The 24,319-nt window shown below is 69.5% G+C and carries 20 protein-coding genes; 7 read left to right on the top strand and 13 right to left on the bottom strand.

Annotated elements, in window-relative coordinates; translation table 11 throughout:
- Positions 1 to 8: 8 nt before the first annotated feature.
- Complete coding sequence (locus LZ009_RS18055) at positions 9 to 728, bottom strand: hypothetical protein (protein ID WP_275699355.1); 720 nt, start codon at positions 726 to 728, stop codon at positions 9 to 11.
- A 15-nt stretch (positions 729 to 743) separates the two neighbouring features.
- A complete protein-coding gene (gene tkt, locus LZ009_RS18050) occupies positions 744 to 2,774 on the bottom strand; it encodes a transketolase (RefSeq protein WP_275699354.1) in 2,031 nt (676 codons plus the stop codon).
- A 106-nt stretch (positions 2,775 to 2,880) separates the two neighbouring features.
- Here tkt and LZ009_RS18045 point away from each other — a divergent pair, with 106 nt between their 5' ends.
- The 5 genes from LZ009_RS18045 to LZ009_RS18025 all read left to right on the top strand — a co-directional run bounded on the left by LZ009_RS18045 (position 2,881) and on the right by LZ009_RS18025 (position 8,063).
- Positions 2,881 to 3,261, top strand: coding sequence for an S-adenosylmethionine decarboxylase family protein (locus LZ009_RS18045; RefSeq protein ID WP_275699353.1), 381 nt, complete (start codon positions 2,881 to 2,883; stop codon positions 3,259 to 3,261).
- Positions 3,262 to 3,275: 14 nt separating this feature from the next.
- Positions 3,276 to 3,965, top strand: coding sequence for a nucleotidyltransferase family protein (locus LZ009_RS18040; RefSeq protein WP_275699647.1), 690 nt, complete (start codon positions 3,276 to 3,278; stop codon positions 3,963 to 3,965).
- A 60-nt stretch (positions 3,966 to 4,025) separates the two neighbouring features.
- Positions 4,026 to 5,969 (top strand): ankyrin repeat domain-containing protein, encoded by a 1,944-nt coding sequence (locus LZ009_RS18035; protein ID WP_275699352.1) that lies wholly within the window; start codon positions 4,026 to 4,028, stop codon positions 5,967 to 5,969.
- A gap of 61 nt (positions 5,970 to 6,030) precedes the next feature.
- Entirely contained in the window at positions 6,031 to 7,428 is a 1,398-nt protein-coding gene (locus LZ009_RS18030; protein ID WP_275699351.1) for an aminopeptidase P N-terminal domain-containing protein, read from the top strand.
- Positions 7,429 to 7,559: 131 nt separating this feature from the next.
- A complete protein-coding gene (locus LZ009_RS18025; protein WP_275699350.1) occupies positions 7,560 to 8,063 on the top strand; it encodes a pilin in 504 nt (167 codons plus the stop codon).
- 3 nt (positions 8,064 to 8,066) lie between these two features.
- Here the strand turns inward: LZ009_RS18025 and LZ009_RS18020 are convergent, their stop codons facing one another.
- The 7 genes from LZ009_RS18020 to LZ009_RS17990 form a co-directional block, all read right to left on the bottom strand.
- The gene (locus tag LZ009_RS18020; protein WP_275699349.1) at positions 8,067 to 9,617 is read right to left on the bottom strand and encodes an FAD-dependent oxidoreductase; all 1,551 of its coding nucleotides are present in this window, start codon (positions 9,615 to 9,617) and stop codon (positions 8,067 to 8,069) included.
- The gene (locus LZ009_RS18015; RefSeq protein ID WP_275699348.1) at positions 9,596 to 11,128 is read right to left on the bottom strand and encodes a polyamine aminopropyltransferase; all 1,533 of its coding nucleotides are present in this window, start codon (positions 11,126 to 11,128) and stop codon (positions 9,596 to 9,598) included. The genes LZ009_RS18020 and LZ009_RS18015 overlap by 22 nt, the downstream gene beginning before the upstream one ends.
- Positions 11,121 to 11,342, bottom strand: coding sequence for a DUF350 domain-containing protein (locus LZ009_RS18010; RefSeq protein WP_275699347.1), 222 nt, complete (start codon positions 11,340 to 11,342; stop codon positions 11,121 to 11,123). The genes LZ009_RS18015 and LZ009_RS18010 overlap by 8 nt, the downstream gene beginning before the upstream one ends.
- A 24-nt stretch (positions 11,343 to 11,366) precedes the next feature.
- Entirely contained in the window at positions 11,367 to 12,875 is a 1,509-nt protein-coding gene (locus LZ009_RS18005) for a DUF4178 domain-containing protein (RefSeq protein WP_275699346.1), read from the bottom strand.
- A 103-nt stretch (positions 12,876 to 12,978) separates the two neighbouring features.
- Complete coding sequence (locus LZ009_RS18000) at positions 12,979 to 14,007, bottom strand: SPFH domain-containing protein (RefSeq protein ID WP_275699345.1); 1,029 nt, start codon at positions 14,005 to 14,007, stop codon at positions 12,979 to 12,981.
- Between the two features lie 91 nt (positions 14,008 to 14,098).
- Positions 14,099 to 18,910: an NAD-glutamate dehydrogenase gene (locus tag LZ009_RS17995; RefSeq protein ID WP_275699344.1), complete on the bottom strand. Its 4,812-nt coding sequence runs from the start codon at positions 18,908 to 18,910 to the stop codon at positions 14,099 to 14,101.
- A gap of 119 nt (positions 18,911 to 19,029) precedes the next feature.
- The gene (locus LZ009_RS17990) at positions 19,030 to 19,806 is read right to left on the bottom strand and encodes a response regulator transcription factor (protein WP_275699343.1); all 777 of its coding nucleotides are present in this window, start codon (positions 19,804 to 19,806) and stop codon (positions 19,030 to 19,032) included.
- A 183-nt stretch (positions 19,807 to 19,989) separates the two neighbouring features.
- Here LZ009_RS17990 and LZ009_RS17985 point away from each other — a divergent pair, with 183 nt between their 5' ends.
- Both LZ009_RS17985 and LZ009_RS17980 read left to right on the top strand, forming a co-directional pair.
- A complete protein-coding gene (locus LZ009_RS17985) occupies positions 19,990 to 20,391 on the top strand; it encodes a hypothetical protein (RefSeq protein ID WP_275699342.1) in 402 nt (133 codons plus the stop codon).
- Between the two features lie 15 nt (positions 20,392 to 20,406).
- Positions 20,407 to 21,117 carry a class I SAM-dependent methyltransferase gene (locus LZ009_RS17980; RefSeq protein WP_275699341.1) on the top strand — a complete coding sequence of 237 codons (711 nt, stop codon included), beginning with the start codon at positions 20,407 to 20,409 and terminating at the stop codon, positions 21,115 to 21,117.
- 130 nt (positions 21,118 to 21,247) lie between these two features.
- Here LZ009_RS17980 and LZ009_RS17975 read toward each other — a convergent pair whose 3' ends face one another.
- From LZ009_RS17975 to LZ009_RS17960, 4 genes are read right to left on the bottom strand one after another with little or no spacing between them, the layout of a single operon-like run.
- Positions 21,248 to 21,913, bottom strand: coding sequence for a 4'-phosphopantetheinyl transferase family protein (locus LZ009_RS17975; RefSeq protein WP_275699340.1), 666 nt, complete (start codon positions 21,911 to 21,913; stop codon positions 21,248 to 21,250).
- Entirely contained in the window at positions 21,910 to 23,136 is a 1,227-nt protein-coding gene (locus LZ009_RS17970) for a beta-ketoacyl-ACP synthase (protein WP_275699339.1), read from the bottom strand. The genes LZ009_RS17975 and LZ009_RS17970 overlap by 4 nt, the downstream gene beginning before the upstream one ends.
- Positions 23,133 to 23,858 (bottom strand): 3-ketoacyl-ACP reductase FabG2, encoded by a 726-nt coding sequence (locus LZ009_RS17965; RefSeq protein ID WP_275699338.1) that lies wholly within the window; start codon positions 23,856 to 23,858, stop codon positions 23,133 to 23,135. The genes LZ009_RS17970 and LZ009_RS17965 overlap by 4 nt, the downstream gene beginning before the upstream one ends.
- The gene (locus tag LZ009_RS17960) at positions 23,855 to 24,319 is read right to left on the bottom strand and encodes a hotdog family protein (protein ID WP_275699337.1); all 465 of its coding nucleotides are present in this window, start codon (positions 24,317 to 24,319) and stop codon (positions 23,855 to 23,857) included. The genes LZ009_RS17965 and LZ009_RS17960 overlap by 4 nt, the downstream gene beginning before the upstream one ends.

Genomic DNA, 24,319 nt, shown 5'->3' with positions numbered 1-24,319 from the left:
GTAATGAATCAGGTCAGGTCGAGAACCGCGCAAGGCACGGAGACGGTGGACACCTCACCGGCCGCAGTTCTCATGAGTTGCTCGGGAAGGTTCAGAGGCAGCTCGCGCAACCACTTGAGAAATGAGGCGCGGCGCGGATCACTCGCGCCGATCTCCCGGACTGCGTTGGGTGCATAGGGCTGCCAGGGCGCGAACTTGATCTTGAAAGGGCAACCCATTTCGTTCAGGTCAAAGCGCACGGACTGCGCCTTGAGGTCGCGCGTGATCTTCAGGACGTCGACCAGGCTCAGCTCCTGCGTCAATCGTCGCATCGGCTCGGATCCAGGGTAGACGAAAAGACGAACCGCCTTGATCGGTTGATCCCCAGGTTTCAGGCAAGGCATCCGGTAATCGTCGACTTCCTTCTTCACGAAGTCACGCAATACGGCGTTCCCCCCGTCGAAGACGATCTGCGCCTCTGGTGCCTTGTCGGCGGCGGCAAAGGTCAGGCGAACGAGCACCCGGCCGGTAGGGAGATTCCGTTCGACACCTCCGGCCAAGCCCCTTCGCGCATCGAGTCCTGGTGCCGGCAGTCCCTGGATCTGCGTCAGACAGGACGGATCCAATGGCCCCTCCGTGTCGTCCGTGAAGGGCAGCAGCGATCCGTCCGACGGTGGCTTCTCCTGGCCCGAGGCAGCCAGGGCCAGGCTCAGGCCCATCAGCAGGATGATCGCGGACTTCTGGAACATCGGGGTCTTGCCAGTTCAGCTTCTCTGCAGCACGGCCCGCACCGTTTCCGCCACGTTCTCCGGCGTGAACCCGAAGCTCTTGAACAGCACGTTGGCCGGCGCCGATTCGCCGTAGTGGTCGATGCCCACCACCGCCGCGCAGCCGTACTTCCACCAGAAATCGGTGACGCCGGCTTCGACGGCGATGCGGGGCAGGCCGTCGGGCAGCACGGTCTGCTTGTAGTCGCGGTCCTGGCGGTCGAAGGTGGTGGTGCTGGGCATGGAGACCACGCGCACCGCAATGCCTTCGGCGGCCAGCAGCTCCTGCGCCTTCAGCGCCAGCTGCACCTCGGAGCCGGTGCCGATGATCACGGCCTGCGTCTTGCGGCGCGCGCCGACTTCGGCCGGCTCGGCCAGCACGTAGCCGCCGCGCGAGATCTCGCCCAGGTCGGACTTGGGCGCGTACGGCAGGTTCTGGCGCGACAGCAGCAGCGCGGTCGGGCGCTTGCTGTTCTCCAGGGCCACGGCCCACGCCACCGTGGTCTCCGCGGTGTCGGCCGGACGCCAGACATCGAGGCCGGGGATCAGGCGCAGGCTGGCGGCATGCTCGATCGACTGGTGCGTCGGGCCGTCTTCGCCCAGGCCGATGGAGTCGTGCGTGAAGACGTGGATCACGCGCCGCTTCATCAGCGCCGCCATGCGGATCGCGTTGCGGCTGTAGTCGCTGAAGGTGAGGAAGGTGCCGCCGTACGGGATGTAGCCGCCGTGCAGGGCAGCGCCGTTCATGACCGCGGCCATGCCGAATTCGCGCACGCCGTAGTTGATGTGGCGGCCGATCTTGCCGTCGGTGGTCACGACGTCGCCGGCCTGGTCGAAGCGCAGCGCCGGCGTGCTCTTGGTGTTGGTGAGGTTGGAGCCGGTCAGGTCGGCCGAGCCGCCCAGCATCTCGGGCATTGCGGCGGTGAAGGCTTCCAGCGCGATCTGCGAGGCCTTGCGCGAAGCCACCGTCTCGGCCTTGGCATGCGCGGCGATGGCGGCATCCACGGCCACCTGGGCGAAATTCTTCGGCAGCTCGCCCTTCATGCGGCGCGCGAATTCGGCGGCCAAGTCGGGATGCGCCTTGGCGTAGGCGTCGAAGCGCCGGTTCCACTCGGCTTCCTGGGTGTCGCCCTTGGCACGCGCATCCCACTCCTCATACACCGCCTTCGGCAGCTCGAAGGGCTGGTGCTTCCAGGCGATGGCGTTGCGGGTCAGCGCGATCTCGTCGTTGCCCAGCGGCTCGCCGTGCGCCTTGGCGGTGTTGGCGCGGTTGGGCGAGCCCTTGCCGATGTGCGTCTTGGCGATGACGATCGTCGGCTTCTCGGCGCTGCGGCGCGCTTCGGCAATGGCCTTGTCGACCGCCTCGACGTCGTGGCCGTCGACCGGGCCGACCACGTTCCAGCCGTAGGCCTTGAAGCGGCCGGCCACGTCGTCGATGTACCAGGGCGTGACCTGGCCGTCGATGGAGATGCCATTGTCGTCGTAGATGGCGACCAGCTTGTTCAGCTTCCAGGCGCCGGCGAGCGCGCAGGCCTCGTGGCTGATGCCTTCCATCAGGCAGCCGTCGCCCATGAAGACGTAGGTGTTGTGGTCGACGATCGCGTGGCCGTCGCGGTTGAATTCCTTGGCCAGCAGCTTTTCCGCCAGCGCCATGCCGACCGCGTTGGCCAGGCCCTGGCCGAGCGGGCCGGTGGTGGTCTCGACGCCGGGGGTCACGTCCACCTCGGGGTGGCCGGGCGTCTTGCTGTGCAGCTGGCGGAAGCCCTTGAGCTCGCCGACGGGCAGCGCGTAGCCGGTCAGGTGCAGCAGCGAATACAGCAGCATCGAGGCATGGCCGTTGGACAGCACGAAGCGGTCGCGATCGGCCCACTGCGGGTTGCCGGGGTTGTGCTTGAGGTTGCGGTGCCAGAGGGCGACAGCGATGTCCGCCATGCCCATGGGAGCGCCGGGGTGCCCCGAGTTCGCTTGTTGCACGGCGTCCATGGCAAGCGCGCGGATCGCGTTCGCCATCAGGGAATCGTTGGCCATCAGGGGCAGCTCCGGGGGGTGGGTCGGGGAAACCCGGGATTTTAAATGACCGGCGCTTCGTGCCTTCCGCACAGGCAGGCGCGCGTCCATGCCCTACATTCGGGGCATGAAGGGCCTGCACCTCACCGCCGACCTGTACCGCTGCCGTTGCGACGCCGCCTGGCTGACCGATCCGCAGAAGCTGGGCGAGTGGTGCGTGGCCGCCGTGCAGGCCGTGGGCCTGGTGCCCGTGAACCAGTTGTTCCACGCCTTTCCTGCCACGCCCAAGGGCCCGGGTGGCGTCACGGCGACGGTGCTGCTGGCCGAATCGCACGTGTGCCTGCACACCTGGCCGGAGGAAAAGGCCGTGACCTGCGACGTCTTCGTCTGCAACTTCAGCGGCGACCATTCGGCCAAGGCGCGCGGCCTGATGTTCGCCCTGGTCAACCGCTTCCAGCCGGAATGGACCGAGCAGCGCTCGCTGGACCGGGGAGAAGAAGAGTCTTGAGCACCGCCCAGGCCATGATCCTGGCGGCGGGCCGGGGTGAACGCATGCGGCCGCTGACCGACAGCCGGCCCAAGCCCCTGCTGGAAGTGCGCGGCAAGCCGCTCATGGGCTACCACCTGGAGGCGCTGGGCGCGGGCGGCTTCGACGAGGTCGTCGTCAACACCGCCTGGCTGGGCGAACAGATCGCGCAGCACTACGGCGACGTTCACCAGGGCGTGCGCATCCGCTACTCGCACGAAGGCCGCGACTTCGGCGGCGCGCTGGAGACGGCCGGCGGCATTGCGCGCGCCCTGCCCCTGCTCGGCGAAGTCTTCTGGATCGTGGCCGGCGACGTCTACATGCCGGAGTTCCGCTTCACCCGCGCCGCCTTCGACCGCTTCGCCGCCGGCGGCAAGCTGGCGCACCTGTTCCTCGTGCCCAACCCCGAACACAACCCCAAGGGCGACTTCGGCCTGGACGGCAACGGCCTCGCCACGCGCGAGGGCGAGCGCCCCTACACCTATTCCACCGTGGCCCTGCTGCGGCGCGAACTCCTGCAAGGCGTCCCCACCGGCAATCCCCAGGGCCAGAAGGTGGCGCTCGCTCCCTTGCTGTTCGCCGCCGTTGGTCAGGGCCTGGTCAGTGCCGAGTGCTACACCGGAGCCTGGACGGACGTGGGGACGCCGCAACGCCTGGATAGCCTCAACCGCGACCCCACCCTATAGTCTTGTTACCGGACGGGGAGCCGGGCGGCGGAGCTTTCCGCCGAAAAGAGGGGACCGACGATGTTGCGATGGAGCGACCTGGGCGCAAGCCTGGTGGCGAGCCCGCGGCTTGCGCTGCGTGGCGACTTGTGGGCGCAGGTGTTGCGCCGGCTGTTTTTCTCGCCCGTATTCCTGGCCTATGCGCTGATCGGCCTGTTGCTGGTGCTGGCCGGCCAGCCCCTGCTGGCCCTGGCCGCGACCACGCTGCTGCTGCCTTACCTGGTCTGGGCGATCACCGCGCCGGTGGCCATGGTGCTGCCCGAATACCTGGCCCTGCCGCCGCCCGAAGTCGACGCCGAGCCGCCCTTCGTGCGCTACCTGCTGTGGAACATGCCCCTGTTCGTGCTGGCGGTGCTGGTCGCGGTGGTTTCGCTGCTGCCCGGCCTGGAGTCGGGCTGGCCCCGCGCCACCCTGGGCTGGGCGACGGCGCTGCTGGCGGCGCCCGCGGCCTTGAAGATGGCCACGCGCGGCACGCTGAGTGCCTATTACGACAACGAAGCCAGCCGCGCCTTCATGGCGGCCACGCGCTGGTCGCGGCCGCTGGTGGCCTGGCCGCTGGTCCTGGGCCTGGTGGCCCTGGTCGTCTTCGGCGCGCCCCGGCTGGGCGCGCAGCCGCTGGCGCAGCAGGCCTGGGCCGCGCTCCCGTGGCAGGCCTGGGCGGCGCTGGCGGCGATTGCCCTGGTGGCCGTGGTGACGCTGGCGGGCATCGCCTTCACCGGCGCCATCCTCGGCGCCTGCGCCCGCATCCCCTCGGACAGTTTCACCAGCAGCCAGGACACTGCCATGGCCACGGCGATCGACGAGCGCATGGGCACGCGCAGCGTGATGGCGACCCGGCCGATGATCCGCACCCTGGCGGCGCCGGATGAACCCGAGCGCAGCCGATGGGCGCCGGTGCTGCGCGCCTGCGGCGGGCTGGTCGTGCTGGCCGGCGTCATCTACCTGGCGCGCCTGCCGCTGATCGATACCTACCTGGATGGCGACGCGAGCTACCGCGCCGCCTCCGTCTTCCTCGACCGCCTTCAGGGCCACGGCGCCAATCGCCTGGGCCCCAGCCTCGACGCCGCGGTGGTGTCCGACCGGCTGCGCGCCGGCTACATCGCGGCCGCCTGCAACGGCGACCTCGAGCAGGCGCGGCTGCTGGCGCAGATGGAAGTGCCGCAGCCGCTCGACCACGCGCGGCTGCTGGCCTGTGCCGCGTGCAGCGGCGAGCGGGCCACCGTCGACTGGCTGCTGGCCGCGCAGCCCGAACTGCGGGCCGACCAGGTGGTGATCGCCACCGACGGCGACGCCCGCCGCCCGCGCACCGCCTTGTCCTGCGCGGCACGCTCCAACGACCTGGGCCTGGCGCGCGCGCTGCTGCTGCGCGGCGGCAAGCCGCGCGACCTCGAAGGTGCCGCGTCTTCCATCGCCGTCGCGGCGAGCCGCCAGCACTGGGACATGGTGCGGCTGCTGCTGCAGCGCGACCGCTCCGCCGCGCCGATCGCCGCCTTTGCCGCCATGGATGGCGCCTTTGCCCGCGACCCCAAGCGGCCGGCCGAAGTGCTGGATCAATTGCTCGCCGCCGGCGTGCCGCCGCTGGTGGTCGACCGCCAGGGCCGCAACCTGTTCCACTGGGCCGGCATGCGGCACGACCTGCGGCTGGCCCAGGCGCTGCTGCAAAGAAGCGGCAGCGCGCCGGCCGACCAGACTTTGGCCCATGCCGACGCCCAGGGCGCGCTGCCCTGGATGTACGTGCTGCGCCGCGCCGAGCTGTCGGGGCAGCCGCTGTCGGAGGAAGCGACCGAGCTGCTGCGCCTGCTGCTGCCGCCGGGCGCCGACGTGAACGTGGCGCTCAGGAAGCCGATGGAAAGCGGATCCGGCGAGGCCTTCCCCGCCGGCTGGACGGCCGCCACGGTGGCGGTCCACCAGCCGGCCGCGCTGGAAGTTCTCGGGCCGGGACTGGACCTCAGCGCACAGCGCTGAGGCTCCTGCAGGGTGGGTTCCCGCTAGCGTCCCACCCTGCGAAAACGCGGACAATCGGCGCATGAATACCAGCGTTCCCACGTCGCTCTACGCCCAGCGCCGCGCGCGCATGGCGGCCCAGCTGGGCGCCAATGGCATCGCCCTGATCCCGACGGCGCCGGAGCGCCAGCGCAACCGCGATGCGGACTTCCTGTTCCGGCACGACAGCTACTTCTACTACCTGACCGGCTTCACCGAACCGAATGCCTGGCTGGTGGTCAGCGGCGACGGCACCAGCACCCTGTTCTGCCAGCCCAAGGACCTCGAACGCGAGATCTGGGACGGCTACCGCCTCGGCCCCGACGCCGCCGTCGGCGCGCTGGCGGTGCAAGCCGCCTTCCCCATCGGCGAGCTCGACGCCCGCATGCCCAGGCTGCTGGAGAACCGCGACACCGTCTGGTTCCCCTTCGCCACCCATGCGGGGCTGGAGGAGCGCATCGCCGGCTGGCTCGGCCAGGTGCGCGGACGCGTGCGCTACGGCGCGCTGTGCCCCGAGCAGCAGCGCGACCTGTGCTCGGTGCTGGACGAGATGCGGCTGTTCAAGGACGACCACGAGCTGGACACCATGCGCCGCGCCGCGGCCATCAGCGCCCAGGCCCACGTGCGGACCATGAAGGCCTGCGCCCGCATGCTGCGCGAAGGCAAGGACGTGCGCGAGTACCACCTCGACGCCGAGCTGCTGCACGACTTCCGCCTGGGCGGCTCGCAATACCCGGCCTACACCTCCATCGTTGCCGCCGGTGCCAACGCCTGCGTGCTGCACTACCGCGCCGACGTGGCGCCGGTGAAGAGCGGCGAGCTGGTGCTGATCGACGCCGGCTGCGAGCTCGATGGCTATGCCAGCGACATCACCCGCACCTTCCCGGCCAACGGCAAGTTCACCGGCCCGCAGCGTGCGCTGTACGACATCGTGCTGGCGTCGCAGGAGGCCGCCGTCGCCGCCACCAAGCCGGGCGCGCGCTTCACCGACCCGCACGACGCGGCGGTGAAAGTGCTGTCGCAAGGCATGCTGGACGTGGGCCTGCTCGATGCGAAGAAGGTGGGCACCCTCGACGACGTGATCGAGAAGCGCGCCTATTTCGCCTACTACATGCATCGCACCGGCCACTGGCTGGGCATGGACGTCCACGACTGCGGCAGCTACGTGGAGCCGGGCGAAGTGGGCGCCGTGAGCGAACGCAAGGACCCGCTGTCCGGCGAGTTGATCAAGAACCGCCCCAGCCGCATCCTGCGTCCGGGCATGGTGCTCACCATCGAGCCGGGCATCTACGTGCGCCCGGGTGAGGGCGTGCCCGAACAGTTCCACAACATCGGCATCCGCATCGAGGACGACGCGGTGGTGACGCCCCAGGGCTGCGAACTCATGACCCGCGGCGTGCCGGTGAAGGCCGACGAGATCGAAGCGCTGATGCGTGCCTAGGTTTGCAAAATGGGCGGCAGCCGGCCGTCCGGCTGCCGCAAATTGTCACTCCGTGCAGCGGTTCCTGTGAACTAGTGCACGGGAACGCAGTGGCACGGGAGTTGCCTCGAGTTACCTGTGAGGTGCAGTCCATGAGAAGCAGGGCAAGAAAACGGCAAAGAGGTTTCACGCTGGTCGAGATGATCGTCACCGTGGCGGTGGTGGCCATCCTTGGCTCGATCGCCATTGCGCAGATGCGGGACTACACACGCCGGGCCAAGATCTCGGAAGTGATGCTGGCGCTGAGCCGCTGCAAGAACACCGTGACGGAGAACTACCTCACGCTGGACAGCGCGCCGGCCGCCGGCAGCTGGGGCTGTGAAGGCGGCGGCGGCAGCCAGTACGCCGGGTCCATCCAGACCTCGTCGGACGGCGTGATCCGCGTGCCCATCGCCGGCCTCGACGGGCTGGTGAACGGCCAGTACATCTACCTCGTGCCGGCCCATGCCAGCGGCGCCGGGATGGTCACGCCCGCCGACCTGGGCAAGGCCGTCGGCTCCTGGATCTGCGGCTCCGACTGGTCGCCCGTGCGCAACGCACTGCCGGTCAACTGCCGCGCGGACACCACGACCTACGCGTCGGGCGACTTCTCCTAGCCATCAGCGCGCGCCGGCCCGCTGGCCGAGCGTGAACGCTTCCTCGAAGATCGAATAGCCCGCCCAGTCGGCGTGCGCGTAGCGCATGCGCTGCGTGTCGGGCGGCGCCGGCAGCGCGGACAGCGCGCCCGGCACCGGGACGCTCATCGCATGCCCGTAGCGGGCCACCTGCACCTGCGTCAGCTTGTGCGGCAGGTCGGGATGCGGCACGGAGAGTTCGGCCAGCGCCCGGTCGCGCCAATGGGTCCAGGGTTTCTGCAGCAGGTCCGCCCGGGCCGCTTCACCCGGCGCGCAGTACCAGCTCAGGACCGTGGGGCCCGGGGCCGGGTTCAGGTCCTGGTGGGTGGCCACCACGTAGCCCAGGCCCTCGCTGCCGTACACCACGTTGTCCCACGCCTTCGGCATCCCCCGCCGGTCGGCCAGCGGCGCGCGGAGGTGCAGGTTGGCCACGATCCACGGCGCGTAGCGCGTGCGCGCGGCCAGCGCGCGCAGCGGCCCCGGCGCGTTCTCGACGACCCGCGCGGCGACAAGAACGGGAAGCGCCACGATGCACTTCTGCGCCAGCCAACGCTCGACGCGCTGCGCCTTCACGTCCAGCGCATCGACTTCGATGCCGTGCGCCTGTTCGGCGATGCGCAGCACCACCTGGCCGCCGCGCATGCGGTCGCCCAGCGGCGCCGCCAGCGCCTGCGCCAGCCAGCCGTTGCCCTGCGGCCAGGTCAGCAGCGCCTCGCGGTCGCCGCCCTCGGCGCCGGGCGGATGGAAGCCGTGGCGCGCGGCGAAGTAGTGCAGGCCGGCCCAGGCGGCGACGGTGGCCGCGCCGGCGCCGAAGTCGTCGCGGCAGCAGTAGTCGAGGTACCAGCGCAGTTGCGGATCGGTGAGGCCGCGCCGGTCCAGCCAGGCGGCGAAGGTTTCGCCGTCCCAGCCAAGCAGCTTGGCGCGCGCCTGCTCGGGGATCTGGAAGCCGCCGCCCTTGCGCGCCTGCTCCACCTCGCCCGCGAACTTGAGGTACTGCGCCAGCGTCGAGGCGCCCACGCCGGAGAGCGGCAACAGGCCTTCCTGCCACGCGCCCTCGAAGAACAGCCGCTCCTGCGGCGCGTGGCACAGGTGGCGCTCGTCGTATTCCCAGCGCCCGGCGACGCGGCGCCGCAGGCCCAGTTCTTCCAGCAGTTCCTGCACCTCGCGCGCGTTGTCGCCGGGCACCGGCAGGTAGTGCGCCCCCAGCGGGCAGGCAATGCCTTGCAGCTCGCTGCCGCGGCTGTTGCCGCCGGCCGTGTCCTCGAGCTCCAGCAGCACGAAATCCTCGACGTCCCGCCGGCGCAGCGCCCGCGCCGCCGCCAGGCCCGCGATGCCGGCGCCCGCGATCACGACGTCCGCGCGGCGCGAGACCGCCGGCGCGGGCGCCGACTGCAGGTCGCGCAGCAGGTGGCCGCGGGCCGCGCTGGCGCCGGCGAAAGCGCCGGGCGCTTCGGGCACTGCCGGCGTGCAGCCGGCCAGCGCCGCAGCGCCGGCGAGCAGCGCACCGCGGCGCGTCAGTTGGTGACCTTGCCCCATTCGCGCTCGTAGGTGGTGACCAGCACCTGGTTGGACAGGCGGTTGACTTCGGCCGGCACCCGCGCCATGTCGCGCGGAAAGTCGAACAGCGGCGGCACGCCGTTGACGCTCAGGAAGCGCAGGCCTTGGGGCAGGGCGGCGGGCGCATGCCAGGGGCGGCGGCTCGCCAGCACGAAGCCCCATTCGCCGAAGCTGGGCACGTTGGCGTGGTAGGGCGCGGTCTGCAGGCCCACCGACTCCAGCGTCGTCACGACGGTCCAGAAACTCTGGCGCGCCACCAGCGGCGAGGTGGTCTGGATCACCGCATAGCCGCTGGCCGCGAGCCGCTGTTCGAGCAGCGCGTAGAAGGCATTGGTGTACAGCTTGCCGATGGAGAAGTTGGTCGGGTCGGGAAAGTCGACCACGATGACGTCGAAGGTCTCCTGCACCTGCTGCAGCCACTGGAAGGCGTCGGTGTGCACGATCTTCAGCTTGGGCGAACGCAGCGACCCGCCGTTGATCCGCACCAGCCTGTCGTCGGTGGAAAACAGGCGCGTCATGTTGGGATCGAGCTCCACCAGCGTGATGCTCTCCACCTGCGGATAACGCAGCAGCTCGCGCACCGCCAGCCCGTCGCCGCCGCCCAGCACCGCGACCTTGCGCGCACCGCCGTGCGCCGCCATGGCCGGATGCACCAGGGCCTCGTGGTAGCGGTACTCGTCGGACTGCGCGAACTGCAGGTTGCCGTTGAGAAAGAGACGCAGGCCGCTGCGGCCCTGCGTGACCACGATGCGCTGCCAGGGCGAGCTCTCGGCCACCACGATCTTGTCCTGGTAGAAATGGTCTTCGGCCAGCGAGGTGATCTGCTGCGAGCCGGCAAAGGCGGCACCCAGCGCGCCCAGCGTGAGCAGGCAGGCCAGCACGTGCGCCGCCAGCAGCCGCAGCTCGTGCCGGAACAGCCACACCGCCCACAGCGCCACCAGTGCGTTCATCAGTCCGAACAGCAGGCCGGTCCGGATCAGCCCGAGCTGCGGGACGAGCAACAGCGGGAAGGCGATGGACACCGCGAGCGCGCCGAGGTAGTCGAAGGTGAGGACCTGCGACACCAGCTCGCGCAGGCCGACGTTGCGCTTGAGGATGCGCATCACCAGCGGGATCTCGAGCCCGACCAGCGTGCCCACCACGAGCACCAGTCCGTACAGCAGCACCCGGAAGGCGCCGGGCTGCCAGGCATGCACCAGGAACAGCAGCGCCGGCAAGCCGCCGCCCACCAGGGCCACCAGCAGCTCGATGCGCAGGAAGTGCGCTGGCAGCTGGCGCTCGAAGAAGCGTGACAGCCAGGAGCCCACCCCCATCGCGAACAGGTAGGTGCCGATGATGGTGGAGAACTGCAGCACCGAGTCGCCCAGGACGTACGAGGCCAGCGCGCCGGCGGCCAGCTCGTAGACCAGGCCGCAGGCGGCGACGACGAAGACCGAGGCGAGCAGCGCCACCTCCAGCGGCCGCGGTGCGGCCGCGCGCGCATCAGCCATGCACGGCTGCCGCCACGATCATCGACACGCCGATCGCCATCGAGCCCACCACGATCGCGAGGGCCAGGTTCTGCTTCTCCACGATCTCCTCCCACAGCTTGTACGGCGTGAGCTTGTCGATCAGGATGAAGCTGCCCCAGAAAACCACGATGCCGATGATTGCGTAGACGATCGAGCCGACGAACGCGGCCGGCCTCAGCCATTCAAAGTCCATGAAGACCTCCTGAAAAATCGATGTTCACTTGTGCGAGCCTCCACCGCCGCCGCCCCAGGTTCCGGTGCTGGAGCGCGGCGACGACGTGCTGTACCCGGAGCCGCTGTTGCGGTCGTCATCCTCGCAGGCCTTGAGCAGGGCCAGCAGGATGAGGATGACGAGGATCACGAGGACGATGGTCGCGCAGCCGCAGCCCGTGCCGCTCGACTTCGGCGTGGTGGGCCCGGAGTCGCCACGCTGCAGCAGGTCCTTCTTCGCCTCCAGGCCGAAGGCCTTGGCGACGGCATCGGCCGCGACCTGGCTGCCGACCGACCAGGTGACTTCGGTCGGCGTCTCCTCCATGGCCAGCAGGCCCTGGCCCTTGGCGTAGTCGCGGTTGAGGCTCGTTTGCCCGCGCACCACCGGCCAGTAGAACTCCCCGGCCACGTAAGTCGTCTGCGCCTTGTAGCTGTACTTCAGGTCGTAGGTCGTGCCGAGATAGGTGGCCTGCTTGCGGCCGGACGAAACCGTCGGTGCGCCGGTGGCCGGCTTGACCAGGCTCCAGCCTTCGGTCGAATCGACCAGGAAGGTGAAACCGCGCTTGGCGTTGTACAGCAGGTACTCGTCCCAGCCGAAGTGCTCGTCGGGGTCGTCGGGCTCCGTGCCCAGGCGGTGCTGGTAGCCCACGACCTGCCACTGCACGCCCTGCAGCTGGCCGACGCTGCCCAGCGGAATCAGCGGCTGCACCGGCTCGTCCTGCAGTGCGTGCGCGAGTTCGCCGCCCACGCCTTGCTGCAGGTCGATCAGCGTGTTGCAGGCGCGGCAGGTGATGCTCTTGCTGTTGCCGAACTGCACTTCGACCGTCGCGCCGCAGTTCGGGCAGGCGAAGCTGCGGCCCTGCAAGGCCTTGCCGCCATCTTCGCGCAGGCCCGTGAGCAGCAGTTCCTCCAGCGCCACGGGCCGCCCGCGCGAGAGCGCCGGCGGCGTGCTGCCGTAGTCGATGGCCAGCACCTCGTTGTCGGCGCTGCGCAGTTCCACCATCGCGAAGGGCTGGTCCAGCGGCGGCAGCTTGGGCAGCTCGCCCTGCGCCGAGACCAGCGCCACCTGTTCGTTGGAGCTGACCTTGTAAGGGTGGCCGTCGATCGCCGTCGTCGCATCGAGGCGCAGCTGCTGCGGCTGCGGCAGCGGGCGCCCGGCGCTTGCGGGCACCGCCATGACGTAGGCGCCGTTGTCCTCGGCCAGCCAGGCGCTGCTGCCATCGGCGAAGAGCGCGTGCCATTCGGTCCAGGCGCCGCTGGCGCCGCGGTACTGCAGCCGGCCCACCAGCGTGAAGTCGCGGCCTTGCCAGCGGCCGCGCGCCATGAGCTGCAGCGGCGAAAAATCCTCGAAGACCTCCGCCATCTTGCCGATGCGCGAGAGCGTCTCGCCGTCGCGCACCACGGTGCTGCGGCAATAGCTGCACACCGCGAACGCCGATTGCGCGCTGCGGAATTCGACGGGGGCCCCGCAACCCGGGCAGGGCGCGACGTAGGTCCGTTGGGGGGTGGTAGCCAAGATTTACAGGGTTGTCATTGCGGGCTCGACCCGCAATCCATCTCCGGTGGCTGACGGCCCCCTGGCGATGGATCCCGGGTCGAGCCCGGGATGACATGTGTTTTCAGACGAGCTTCTTCAGCAGCTCCGCCTTCTTGGCGTCGAACTCTTCCTGCGTGAGGATGCCCTTGGCCTTGAGGTCGCCCAGCTTCTCCAGCGTGGCCATCACGTCCTCGGGCTTGACGGTTGCCGCCGCGGCCGCGGGATGCGCGCCTTGCAGCCCCTGCTGCAGGTTCTGCGCCAGCACCTGGCCCATCGCGATGCCGGCGCCCAGGCCCATCGCGTCGCCGGCAACGCCGCCGCCGCCGCTGCCGGCGGCCTTCGCCATCTCCGGGATCGCCTGGCCGGTCTGGTACTGCATGAACTTGCCCATGTCGTTGCCGACCATGCCCATGCCGATGCGCTGGTCCAGGATCTTCTGCAGCTCCTCGGGCAGCGACAGGTTCTGCACCGTCATGCCCTCCAGCTTGAGGCCGATCGCCTCGAAGGCCGGAGCCAGTTCCTTCTGCAGCGCGTTGGCGAACTCGACCTGGTTGGCGGCGAGGTCGAGGAAAGGCACGCCGCTTTGCGCGATGGCGTCGGAGATGTGCTGCAGGATCACGCCGCGCAGCTGGCCGTCGAGCTCGCCCACCGTGTAGGTGTCGCGCGTGCCGGAGATCTTGGTGTGGAAGGCGCGCGGATCGGCGATGCTGTAGTTGTAGTTGCCGAAGGCCCGCAGGCGCACCGCGCCGAAGTCCTTGTCGCGGATGGTGATGGGCTGCGGCGTGCCCCAGCGCTGGTCGACCTGCTGGCGCGTGCTGAAGAAATACACGTCGCTCTTGAACGGGGACTCGAACAGCTTGTCCCAGTTCTTCAGGTAGGTCAGGACCGGGATGGTCTGGGTGGTCAGCTTGTACATGCCGGGCCCGAACACGTCGGCGATCTTGCCTTCGTTGACGAACACCGCCATCTGCGACTCGCGCACCGTGAGCGAGGCGCCGTACTGGATCTCCATGCCGGCCATCGGGAAGCGCCAGCTCAGCACGCCGTCGCCGTCCTCCGTCCACTGGATGACGTCTATGAACTGCTTCTTGATGAAGTCCATCAGGCCCATGGGGAGTCCCTCCTGCGATCTTTGCGGGACGATGATAGCGGCGCCGGACGGCGCCTTCCATGAACTTTTGGGCGCCGGCAACCCTCGGGCCTCAAACCAGGTTCCGCAGCTCCCGCAAGGCCACCGACAGCATCGCCAGGTCCCCGGCCGGCGTTTCGCGCAGTTCCATCAGCAGCCGCTGCGCCCGTTCCAGTGCCTGCCGGTTCCCCTGCTCCCAGGCATCCAGCACCTGCTTGGCGCCGCCCTGGTGGCGCGCCAGCGCTTCCTGCGCGATCGAGCGGCGCAGGTCGGTGAGGTCGTCCGCCAGGGCCAGCTTGGCCAGGTTCTGCCAGTAGCTTTCGGCCGGCAGCAGGTCGATCTGCTGGCGCATCGCATCCAGCCCCAGTCGATCGGCCACGCCGCCGTGCACCTCGGAGACCAGGTCCAGCGGCTGCTTGGCCGCGTCGGCGATCTCGGCGATGTCCAGCGCGTTGAACCAGTTCTCGGCCGAGTCGACCTGCACCGCGAGTTCCTTCGGAACGCCCGACTCGATCCAGTGCGCGGCGCGCGGGCTGGCGGCGCCGGCCGCCTCGAGCCGCGTGCGCAGCCCTTGCACCGCCGGGGCGAAGCGCGTCACCTGCTGCTCGGTCGGCTCGAACAAGCGGCGCGAACGCAGGAACCAGGTGGTGGCGCGCGTGATCAGGCCGCGCAGCGCCAGCACCATCTCGGCCTGCACTTCATCGGGCACCTTGTTGTCCAGCGCCTCGATCCGCTGCCACAGCGGCACCAGCCCGAACACCTCGCGCGTCGCCAGGTAGGCGCGCACGATCTGCGGCGGCGTGGTGCCGGTGATTTCTCCCAGGCGGTGCACGAAGGTTGGCCCCACCCGGTTGATCATGCTGTTCAGCACATGGGTGGCGATGATCTCGCGCTTGAGCGGATGGCGCGGGATGTAGGCCGCGAACTTCTCCTTCAGCAGCGCGGGGAAGTAGCGTTCCAGCGCGGTGGCGACCCAGGGATCTTCCGGCAGGTCCGACGCGATCAGTTCGTCGTTCAGCCACATCTTGCTGTACGCCAGCAGCACCGCGCGCTCCGGGCTCGTGAGGCCCAGGCCCTTGGCCTTGCGTTCGGCGATGGCCTCGTCGGAGGGGAGGAACTCGATCGCGCGATTGAGCTCACCCTTCTTCTCCAGGAAGCGGATGAAGCGCGCCTGCTCGTCGAGCTGCCTGGTCGCGATGCGCCCCCCGATCGACAGCGCCTGCGTCTGGAAGTAGTTGTCGCGCAGCACGAGCGCCGCGACGTCGTCCGTCATCTGCGGCAGCAGCGCGTTGCGCTGCTTCAACGTGAGTTCGCCGTCGCCCACCGCGATGCCCAGCAGGATCTTGATGTTCACCTCGTGGTCGGAGGTGTCGACGCCGGCGGAGTTGTCGATGGCGTCCGTGTTCAGCTTGACGCCGTTAAGCGCCGCCTCGATCCGCCCGCGTTGCGTGAAGCCCAGGTTGCCGCCCTCGGCCACGACCTTGGCGCGCAGCTCGCTGCCGTTGATGCGCACGCCGTCGTTGGCGCGGTCGCCGACCTCGGCATGCGATTCGCTGGCCGCCTTCACGTAGGTGCCGATGCCGCCGTTGTAGAGAAGGTCCACCGGCGCCTTCAGGATGGCGGTCACCAGTTCGGCCGGCGTCAGTTGTTCGGCGGTGATGCCCAGCGCCTCGCGCGCCTGCGGCGACAGCGGCACCGACTTCTCCGAGCGCGCCCAGATGCCGCCGCCGGCCGAAATCAGCTTGGCCTCGTAGTCGGCCCAGGACGAGCGCGGCAGCTTGAACAGGCGCTCGCGCTCGACGAAGGAGGCCTCGGGATCCGGGGTGGGGTCGATGAAGATGTGGCGGTGGTCGAAGGCCGCCAGCAGCTTGATGTGGCGCGACAGCAGCATGCCGTTGCCGAACACGTCGCCCGACATGTCACCGACGCCGACCACGGTGAAGTCGGTCGTCTGCGTGTCCACGCCCATCTCGCGGAAGTGGCGCTTGACGCTTTCCCAGGCGCCGCGCGCCGTGATGCCCATGACCTTGTGGTCGTAGCCCTGGCTGCCGCCGGAGGCGAAGGCGTCCCCCAGCCAGTGGCCGTACTCCTCGCTGATCTGGTTGGCGTAGTCCGAGAAGGTGGCCGTGCCCTTGTCGGCCGCGACCACCAGGTAAGGATCGTCGCCGTCGATGCGCACCACCATCGGCGGCGGCACGGTCTTGCCGCCCACCAGGTTGTCCGTCAGGTCCAACAGGCCGCGCAGGTAGTCCTGGTAGCAGGCCACGCCTTCCTTCATGAAAGCCTCGCGGTCGCTCGCGGGCGGGGCCTTCTTCAGCACGAAGCCGCCCTTGGAACCCACCGGCACGATCACCGTGTTCTTCACCATCTGCGCCTTCACCAGGCCCAGCACCTCGGTGCGGAAATCGTCGGGCCGGTCCGACCAGCGCAGGCCGCCGCGCGCGACCTTGCCGCCGCGCAGGTGGATGCCTTCGAAGCGCGGCGAGTAGACGAAGATCTCGTACAGCGGCACCGGCGCGGGCAGGCCCGGCACCTGGTGCGAATCGAGCTTGAAGCTCAGGAAGCTGCGGCGCGCGCCGGCCGCGCCGCTGGCGCCGACGCCGGTGCGCCAGAAGTTCGTGCGCAAGGTGGCCTGCAGCAACGCCAGCAACTGGCGCAGCACGCGGTCTTCCGACAGGTTGCTCACCTTGTCGAAAGCCTGGTTGAGCCCGTTGACCTGCGCCGTGGCGCCGGCCTCGTCGCGCTTCTCGGGATCGAAGCGCAGGCGGAACAGGCCGACCAGCATGCGCGCCAGGCGCGGGTGGTTGCCCAGCGTCGCGGAGATGGTGGCCTGCGACTGCGCGAAGCCGATCTGCTTGAGGTACTTCGCGTAGGCGCGCAGCACCACGATCTCTTCGGCCGACAGTCCGGCCGACAGCACCAGGCGGTTGAAGTCGTCGTTCTCCACCTCGCCGCGGAACACGCGCGCGAAGGCGTCTTCGAACAGGCGCGCCAGCGCCTGCTGCTCGATCTCGGCGGCGGGATGCGCCTCGAGCTCGAAGTCGTGCAGGTAGACGGACTGCGCCTCGTCCGCCCCCGCGATGCGGTGGTTGTACTCACCGAGCACGCGCACGCCCATGTGTTCCAGCATCGGCAGGCTGTCCGACAGCACCACCGGCGCGCCGAGGCGGTAGACCTTCAGGCCGAGCCGGCCCTCCCCCGCGCCCAAGGGCCAGTAGAGCGCCAGCTCCAGCGGGTTCTGCGGGGACAGCGCCGCCATCTTGCGGATGTCGTGCACCGCCGCGCGCACCGGCACGCGCTCGCGGTAGGAGCTCGGGAACGCCTGGCTCCAGCGCTTGTCGGCGGCCAGGCCGGCAGCCTCGCCGTCGGCGTCGACCAGCGCGTCGCGCAGGTCGTCTTCCCAGCGGCGGGAGGCCGCGGCCAGCTTGCGTTCCAGCTCGCGCCGGTCGACCGCCGGCATCGGGTTCGGCGCCACCCGCACGTTGAAGTGGATGCGCGCCAGCTTGCCGGAAAGCAGCACTTCGAAATCGAGCTGCGTGCCGTTCAGTTCCTGCATCAGGATGCGCGCGAACTTCATGCGCAGCTCGGTGGAGAAGCTTTCGCGCGGCACGAAGACCAGGCATGACACGAAGCGGTCGAACGGGTCGGCCCACAAGTACAGGCGCAGGCGGTGCCGGTCACCCAGCGCCAGGATGCCCAGCGCCTGGTCGTACAGCTGGTCTTCCGGGATCTGGAACAGGTCGTCGCGCGGATAGGTCTCCAGCGTGTGCTGCAGCGCCTTGGCCAGGTGGCCGCCGGGCGTGAGGCCGGCGCGCTGGGCGATGGCCGTCACCTTCTGCCGCAGCAGCGGGATTTCCTCCACGCGGGCGGCATAGGCCGTGGACGTGAACAGGCCGATGAAACGGTGCTCGCCGATCACCTTGCCCTGCGCGTCGTAGCGCTTGACGCCGACATAGTCGGTGTAGGCGTCGCGGTGCACGGTGGAACGCGTGTTGGCCTTGGTGACGATCGCAATCGGCAGCGGTGCCCGCGCCAGCGCACGGGCGGCAGGCTGCAGGGCGGCGAAGCTCGCCGACACCGGCTCGTCCGGCCGTTCCCGCAGCAGGCCGAGGCCGGTGCCAGGCACGAGGCGCAGCGCCATCTGGCCGCCTTCCTCCACCAGGTCGTGCTGGCGGTATCCCAGCAGCGTGATGTGGTCGTCGGCCAGCCACTGCAGGAAGGCGCGGGTTTCGGCGACCTGTTCGGCGGGCAGGCCGGCCGGCGACTTCTCCAGCGAGGCGATCGCTTCCTGCATGCGCGCCAGCATCGGCTTCCAGTCGGCGACGGCGGCGCGCACGTCGGCCAGCACGCGGGTGATGCCTTCGGCCAGCTTCGCGCGCTGCTCGGCGTCGACCATGCGGTCGACCTCGATGTACATCCACGATTCGCGCGGCAGCTCGGGCGCCTCGCGCCGCGGCCGGATCGCCTTCAGCACGCCTTGGGCATCGCGCTCCACCGCATAGACCGGATGGATGATCAGGTGCGTGCCCAGGCCCTGGCGCGCGATCTCCATCGAGACCGAGTCGACCAGGAAGGGCATGTCGTCGTTGACGACCTGCACCACCGAGTGGCGCGAGCCCCAGCCGTCTTCGCCAGGCGAGGGGCTGAAGACGCGCACCTTGGGGGCGCCGGGCTTGCGCTGCGCGCCGAACTGCCAGTGCGACAGCAGGGCGCCGAGCAGGTCTTCGGCGGTGCGCTCGCTCAGGTCGTCGATGTCGACCTGGCGGAAGTATTCATGGGCAAAGCCGGCGATGGGCTGGCGGTCGGCGGGGGCCTGGCGGTTGGCGGCAAGTGCCAGGACGGCGGCGACGCGTTCTTCGCGCTGGATTTCCGTGGATGCGGGCATGTTGTCGTTCTCCTGTGTCTCCGGGATGCGCCGCAACTGTAGGACCGGGGTCGCGGTTGGGGCAAATGCCGGTTGCGGCCAAATTCATGCACGGCCGGCATGGCCGTGCCGGCCGCCTGTTATTTGGCGTCGTCCTTGCCGAGGACGGTGTGGACGGCCTTCATCAACGCCTCCGGCTCGAAGGGCTTGGTGACGTAGCCGTCGGCCCCGCCGGCCAGGCCCTTGAGCACCGACTCGCGGGTGGCCTTGCCGGTCAGCATGATCACCGGCACCTGCCGGAAGGCGGGGTGCCGGCGCAAGCTGGCCAGCACGTCGAAACCGTTGATGTCCGGCAACACCACGTCCATCAGCACCAGGTCGGGCACCGGCGGCTTGCGGAACTCCTCCAGCACCTGCTGGCGGTTGCCGGCGACCCGGGTGGTGAAGCCTTCGAAGCCCAGCCAGCTGCTGACGAAGCCGGCCAGGTGCGCGTCGTCCTCCACCACCACGGCGGTGCGCGCGGCGCCGGGCGCCGGCGGCACCAGGTGCGGCGGCTTGCGGGCGATGCGCACGAAGTAGCCGCTGCGCTTGAGCGAGCGCACGCCGGCGTCGGCGTCCTCGCCGCTTTGCGCATTGCTGAAGGTGTCCAGTTCGGTCTGCAGCTGGAAGGAGAAGGTGTCGACCACCACCGGGGCGATCAGCCAGTTCGCCTGCAGCACGTCGAGCGCGCGGTCGAAAGCGGCCGGCGGCACGTTGCCCATGCCGGCGCGGATCTGGGCGACCGCGAGCGTGCCGTCGATGCGCACCAGCAGTTCGAGCTCGGTCGGCGACAGGGTGGTGGCCCCGCTCTTCAGCTCGTCCTGGCCCTGGGCGGTCAGTCCGAAGATTGCCTGGTCGTATAGCACGGCCCCAAGCATGCCTCAGATGGACAACGCCCGGGTCACAGATGTGTGAAACCTTCCCGCCCACCGGGCGTTGCGGAGGTGTCCGGGAGAGGTCGGATTGGTAAACTGCCGAGCTGGTCCCGTCCAATTCCAACGATGGCGTGGCGCCCGCCCGGGACCGGCAACAGGGCGCGACGCAGCTGGAGGAAATCAACCATGATCCGCATCCTGCGCCTGTTCGCCCTGGCCGCCGCCCTGATCGCCCTGAACGCCCAGGCGAAGAACGTCGACCCCATCGGCAATTTCGAGAACCAGTCCGCGACCAACGCGTCCGGCCAGCCCGCCACGGTGCAGCAGATCAAGGCCGCCCTGTCCAACGGCGGCGGCCCGCGCGGCTGGACCTTCAAGGAAGTCGGCCCCGGCCAGCTGGTGGGCTCGCTCAACGTGCGCAACAAGCATCAGGTGATGGTCGACATCGCCGTCACGCCCGGCATGTTCTCGATCAAGTACAAGGACAGCGCCAACATGAACTACGACGGCGCCATGATCAACCCCCACTACAACAAGTGGCTCAAGATCCTGGCGGACGACGCCCGCAAGGAACTGGCCAAGCCGTAAGCGCAGCCCCGGTCCATGAGCCCTTCCACCGCCGCCCTCCACGTTCCCGAAACCGCTTTCGGCAAGTGGTTCCTGAAGACCGAGACCTGGCGCGTGCACGTGCTGGAGCGGGCCGTGGCCGACCTGGTGCGGCTGATCCCGGCGCGCAAGGCGAGCTACGGCGTGGTGGTCGACGTGGGCTGCGGCTCCGGCTATTCGCTGCCCAAGCTGGCGCAGCGCTTCTCGCCGCGCGAGCTGGTGGGCGTCGACATCGACCCACAGATGCTGCAGGCCGCCGGCGAGGAGGCGCAGCGCTCCGGAACCGCCGTGCGGCTGGTGGAAGCCTCGAGCTCCCGCCTGCCGCTGCCGGACAACCATGCCGACCTGCTGTTCTGCCACCAGACCTTCCACCACCTGGTGGAGCAGGAGGCCGCGCTGGCGGAATTCATGCGCGTGCTGAAACCGGGCGGCGTGCTGCTGTTTGCCGAATCGACGCGGCGTTACATCCATTCGTGGATCATCCGCGCGCTGTTCCGGCATCCGATGGACGTGCAGCGGACGGCGGAGGAATACCTCGCGATGATCCGCGCCGCGGGCTTCGTGGTGCCGGAAGGCTCCGTGTCCTATCCCTATCTCTGGTGGAGCCGCGGCGACCTGGGGATCCTGGAGCGCTGGTTCGGCATCGCGCCGAAGAAGGACCGGGAAGAGACGCTGTTGAACCTGGTGGCGGTGAAGCCGCTGGGTTGATCGACGCCTTGCCGGGGTTGCCACCCCGGCCTACGGGATACCCACGACGATCCCGTAGGCCGTGGTAAGCGCGAAGCCGAACCGCGGCGATGCGGCGCGGGCAGCCGCGGTTCGCGCGGCTCACCACGGCCTACGGTGTCGGCTTCTTATAGGCCGGGGTGGCAACCCCGGCACGGTCCACAAGCCTCCAGTTGCGCGTCTCCACCGGCGCCGGCGTCCACCACTGAACGGCATCTCGCTGCGCGCACAGAGCCAGCCACCACGCCTCGCTGCGCCAGGTCCGCAGCTCGCCATCCACATCGGGCGTCGCTTCCAGCTGCTGCAGCCGCCTCGGCGCGATCCACTCGCCCCGCCGCTTCAACCAGGCTTCCTTCACGGTCCACAGTTCGTAGAACATCGCTTCGGGGAAGGCCCGCTCCGCCGGCGTGCAGCACAGGTCCATCAGGCCCGCGATGTCGCGCTGTCGCTGCGGTGCCTCGAGGTCGAGGCCGACCGGCGAAGACGACAAGGCACAGGCGGTCCAGCCGCCGCTGTGGCTGATCGACAGGAACAGGTCGGCTCGCGTGGCCACGCGAGGCGGCGCATCGTGCGGCGCTTCCAGCGGCCAGTCAGCCGGCTCACCACCGAGCACCTGCGCCAGCAGCCGCCTCGCCTGCCAGCGTGCCGCCGTGAACTGGTCACGCCGTTTCGCCGATGTGAAGGTCACCAGCCGCGCCTGCTCGCTGGCCGACAACCAGCCTTCCGCCGAGCCCGCCAGCAGCGCATCCACCGCACCGCAGGCGATATGCACCGTCATCGCCAGCGGCGCAGGACGAGCGAGGTGTTGATGCCGCCGAAGGCGAAGTTGTTGCTCATCGCCCATTCGGTCTGGAGTTCGCGCCCGCTGCCACGCACGTAGTCGAGCGGCGCGCAATCCGGGTCCACCGTTTCGAGATTGAGGTTGGGCGAGAACCAGCCCTCGCGCATCATCTCGATCGTCATCCACGCTTCCAGCGCGCCGCAGGCGCCCAGCGTGTGGCCCATGTAGCTCTTGAGCGAGCTGATAGCCACGTGGTCGCCCAGCACCTCCAGCGTCGCCTTGCTCTCGGCGACGTCGCCATGGTCGGTGGCCGTGCCGTGCGCATTGACGTAGCCGATCTCGGACGCCGGCACGCCCGCGCTCTCGAGCGCCAGCCGCATGGCCTGCGCCATGGTCGGCGACTGCGGCTGCGTGACGTGCGTGCCGTCGCTGTTGGTGCCGTAGCCCGCCACTTCGGCCAGGATGTGGGCGCCGCGCGCCTTGGCATGTTCCAGCTCCTCCAGCACCAGCGTGCAGGCGCCTTCGCCGAGCACCAGGCCGTCGCGGTTGGCGTCGAAGGGGCGCGGCGTCAGCGCGGGCTCGCCGTTGCGCACGCTGGTGGCGAACAGGGTGTCGAACACCGCCGCGTCGATCGGGTCGAGCTCCTCCGCGCCGCCGGCCAGCATCGCGACCTGGCGGCCGCTCTGGATCGCCTCGAAGGCGTAGCCTATGCCCTGGCTGCCCGCCGCACAGGCGCTCGACGTCGTGACGATGCGGCCCGTCAGGCCCAGGAACACGCCGATGTTGACCGCCGCCGTGTGCGACATCATCTTGATGTAGGTGTTGGCGTTGATGCCCTCGGTGTTCTTCGAGGTGATCATGCGGCCGAAGTCGGCGATCGCCGGCGGCGAACCGACCGAGGAGCCGTAGGAGATGCCCATCCTGCCGCTGCGCACCAGCGGGTCGCCCAGCAGGCCGGCGTCCTCCAGCGCGATTTCGCTGGCGCGGGTTCCCATCAGGGCGACGCGCCCCATGCTGCGGGTGGCCTTGCGGTTGTAGTGCTCGGGCAGGGTAAAGGGCAGGGCCGGCACGCCCAGGCGCGTGTTGAGGCCCTCGATCTCGTCCCACGCCGCCATGTACTGCACCGCGTTGCGCAGTCCGCGCAGCGCCGCATGCACCGTCGCCCAATCGTGGCCCAGCGGGCTGATGGCGCCCACGCCCGTCACGACGACACGCTTCACACCACCCCCCCGTTCACCGAAATCACCTGGCGCGTGATGTACGCCGCCTCCTCGCCCATGAGGAAGGCGACCAGGCCGGCCACCTCCTGCGCGCGGCCCAGCCGCTTCATGGGAATCATCTTCAGCGCTTCCTCGCGCACTTCCGCGGGCAGCATCTCGGTGTCGATCAGGCCGGGCGCCACGCAGTTCACCGTGATGTTGCGCTTGGCCAGTTCGATCGCCAGCGCCTTGGTGGCGCCCATGATGCCCGCCTTGGCCGCGCTGTAGTTCGCCTGCCCGCGGTTGCCGACCAGGCCCGACACCGAGGCGATGGTGACGATGCGGCCCGGCTTGCGGCGCTGGATCATCGGCATGGTCACCGGATGCAGCACGTTGTAGAAGGCGTCGAGGTTGGTGTGCACCACGCCGTCCCATTCCTCGGCCGTCATGGCGGGGAAGGCGTTGTCGCGCGCGATGCCGGCGTTGCACACCACGCCGTAATAGGCGCCGTGGGCTTCGATGTCCGCCTCCAGCGCGCTGCGGCAGGCGGCGCGGTCGGCCACGTCGAACTGCAGCACGCGTGCAGCGCGCCCGCCTTCACGGATGCGCGCGGCGACGGCATCGGCCTTGGCGCGGCTCGCGCGGCAGTGCACGACGATGTCGTAGCCCGCTTCGGCCAGGCGCAGCGCGACCGCTTCGCCGATGCCGCTGCTTGAGCCCGTGACGAGGACGGTGGCGCTCACGCGGCACCGCCTTGCAGCACGTCCGAGCCGGCCGGCGGATCCAGCACCGAGATGCGTGCGCTGGCCAGTTCCTGGCCGTCCCGCAGGATGCGGCAGTCGAACTGGCCCAAGCCGTTGGAAGCACTGAACTCGCAGCGCGCTTCGACGCGCAGCACGGCACCGCAAGGAAAGCCTTCGCAGTTCGCTTCGTAGCGACGGGTTCCCAGCAGCAGGCCCGCCTGCGGCGCGCCGCCGCTGGCGCGCTTGCGATTGCCGGCCCAGGCCGACACCGCCTGCGCCATGTATTCGATGCCGATCCACGGCGGCACCTGGCCGTCGCGCACGAACAGGCCGTCGAACGGCACGTCGACCTCGGCCACGACGTGCTCGTCGTCGATCTCCACGATGCGGTCGACCAGCCGCATCGCACCGCGGTGCGGGATGTAGCTTTCGATCCGGCTGCTGACTGTCAATGGCTCCAT

It is taken from the genome of Ramlibacter paludis, from assembly GCF_022012305.1.
Classification (GTDB): Bacteria; Pseudomonadota; Gammaproteobacteria; order Burkholderiales; family Burkholderiaceae_C; genus Ramlibacter; species Ramlibacter paludis.
This window is presented reverse-complemented; position numbering and strand designations above follow the sequence as displayed.

Excerpts from the sequence above, each read along its gene's own strand:
- LZ009_RS17985 (WP_275699342.1), top strand. The coding sequence starts at position 19,990 with ATGATCCGCATCCTGCGCCTGTTCGCCCTGGCCGCCGCCCTGATCGCC.
- LZ009_RS18035 (WP_275699352.1), top strand. The coding sequence starts at position 4,026 with ATGTTGCGATGGAGCGACCTGGGCGCAAGCCTGGTGGCGAGCCCGCGG.
- LZ009_RS18000 (WP_275699345.1), bottom strand. The coding sequence starts at position 14,007 with ATGGGCCTGATGGACTTCATCAAGAAGCAGTTCATAGACGTCATCCAG.
- LZ009_RS18025 (WP_275699350.1), top strand. The coding sequence starts at position 7,560 with ATGAGAAGCAGGGCAAGAAAACGGCAAAGAGGTTTCACGCTGGTCGAG.
- LZ009_RS17995 (WP_275699344.1), bottom strand. The coding sequence starts at position 18,910 with ATGCCCGCATCCACGGAAATCCAGCGCGAAGAACGCGTCGCCGCCGTC.
- LZ009_RS18030 (WP_275699351.1), top strand. The coding sequence starts at position 6,031 with ATGAATACCAGCGTTCCCACGTCGCTCTACGCCCAGCGCCGCGCGCGC.
- LZ009_RS18055 (WP_275699355.1), bottom strand. The coding sequence starts at position 728 with ATGTTCCAGAAGTCCGCGATCATCCTGCTGATGGGCCTGAGCCTGGCC.
- LZ009_RS18040 (WP_275699647.1), top strand. The coding sequence starts at position 3,276 with ATGATCCTGGCGGCGGGCCGGGGTGAACGCATGCGGCCGCTGACCGAC.
- LZ009_RS17980 (WP_275699341.1), top strand. The coding sequence starts at position 20,407 with ATGAGCCCTTCCACCGCCGCCCTCCACGTTCCCGAAACCGCTTTCGGC.
- LZ009_RS18010 (WP_275699347.1), bottom strand. The coding sequence starts at position 11,342 with ATGGACTTTGAATGGCTGAGGCCGGCCGCGTTCGTCGGCTCGATCGTC.
- LZ009_RS17990 (WP_275699343.1), bottom strand. The coding sequence starts at position 19,806 with ATGCTTGGGGCCGTGCTATACGACCAGGCAATCTTCGGACTGACCGCC.
- tkt (WP_275699354.1), bottom strand. The coding sequence starts at position 2,774 with ATGGCCAACGATTCCCTGATGGCGAACGCGATCCGCGCGCTTGCCATG.
- LZ009_RS17975 (WP_275699340.1), bottom strand. The coding sequence starts at position 21,913 with ATGACGGTGCATATCGCCTGCGGTGCGGTGGATGCGCTGCTGGCGGGC.
- LZ009_RS18020 (WP_275699349.1), bottom strand. The coding sequence starts at position 9,617 with ATGGGGCAAGGTCACCAACTGACGCGCCGCGGTGCGCTGCTCGCCGGC.
- LZ009_RS18015 (WP_275699348.1), bottom strand. The coding sequence starts at position 11,128 with ATGGCTGATGCGCGCGCGGCCGCACCGCGGCCGCTGGAGGTGGCGCTG.
- LZ009_RS18045 (WP_275699353.1), top strand. The coding sequence starts at position 2,881 with ATGAAGGGCCTGCACCTCACCGCCGACCTGTACCGCTGCCGTTGCGAC.
- LZ009_RS17960 (WP_275699337.1), bottom strand. The coding sequence starts at position 24,319 with ATGGAGCCATTGACAGTCAGCAGCCGGATCGAAAGCTACATCCCGCAC.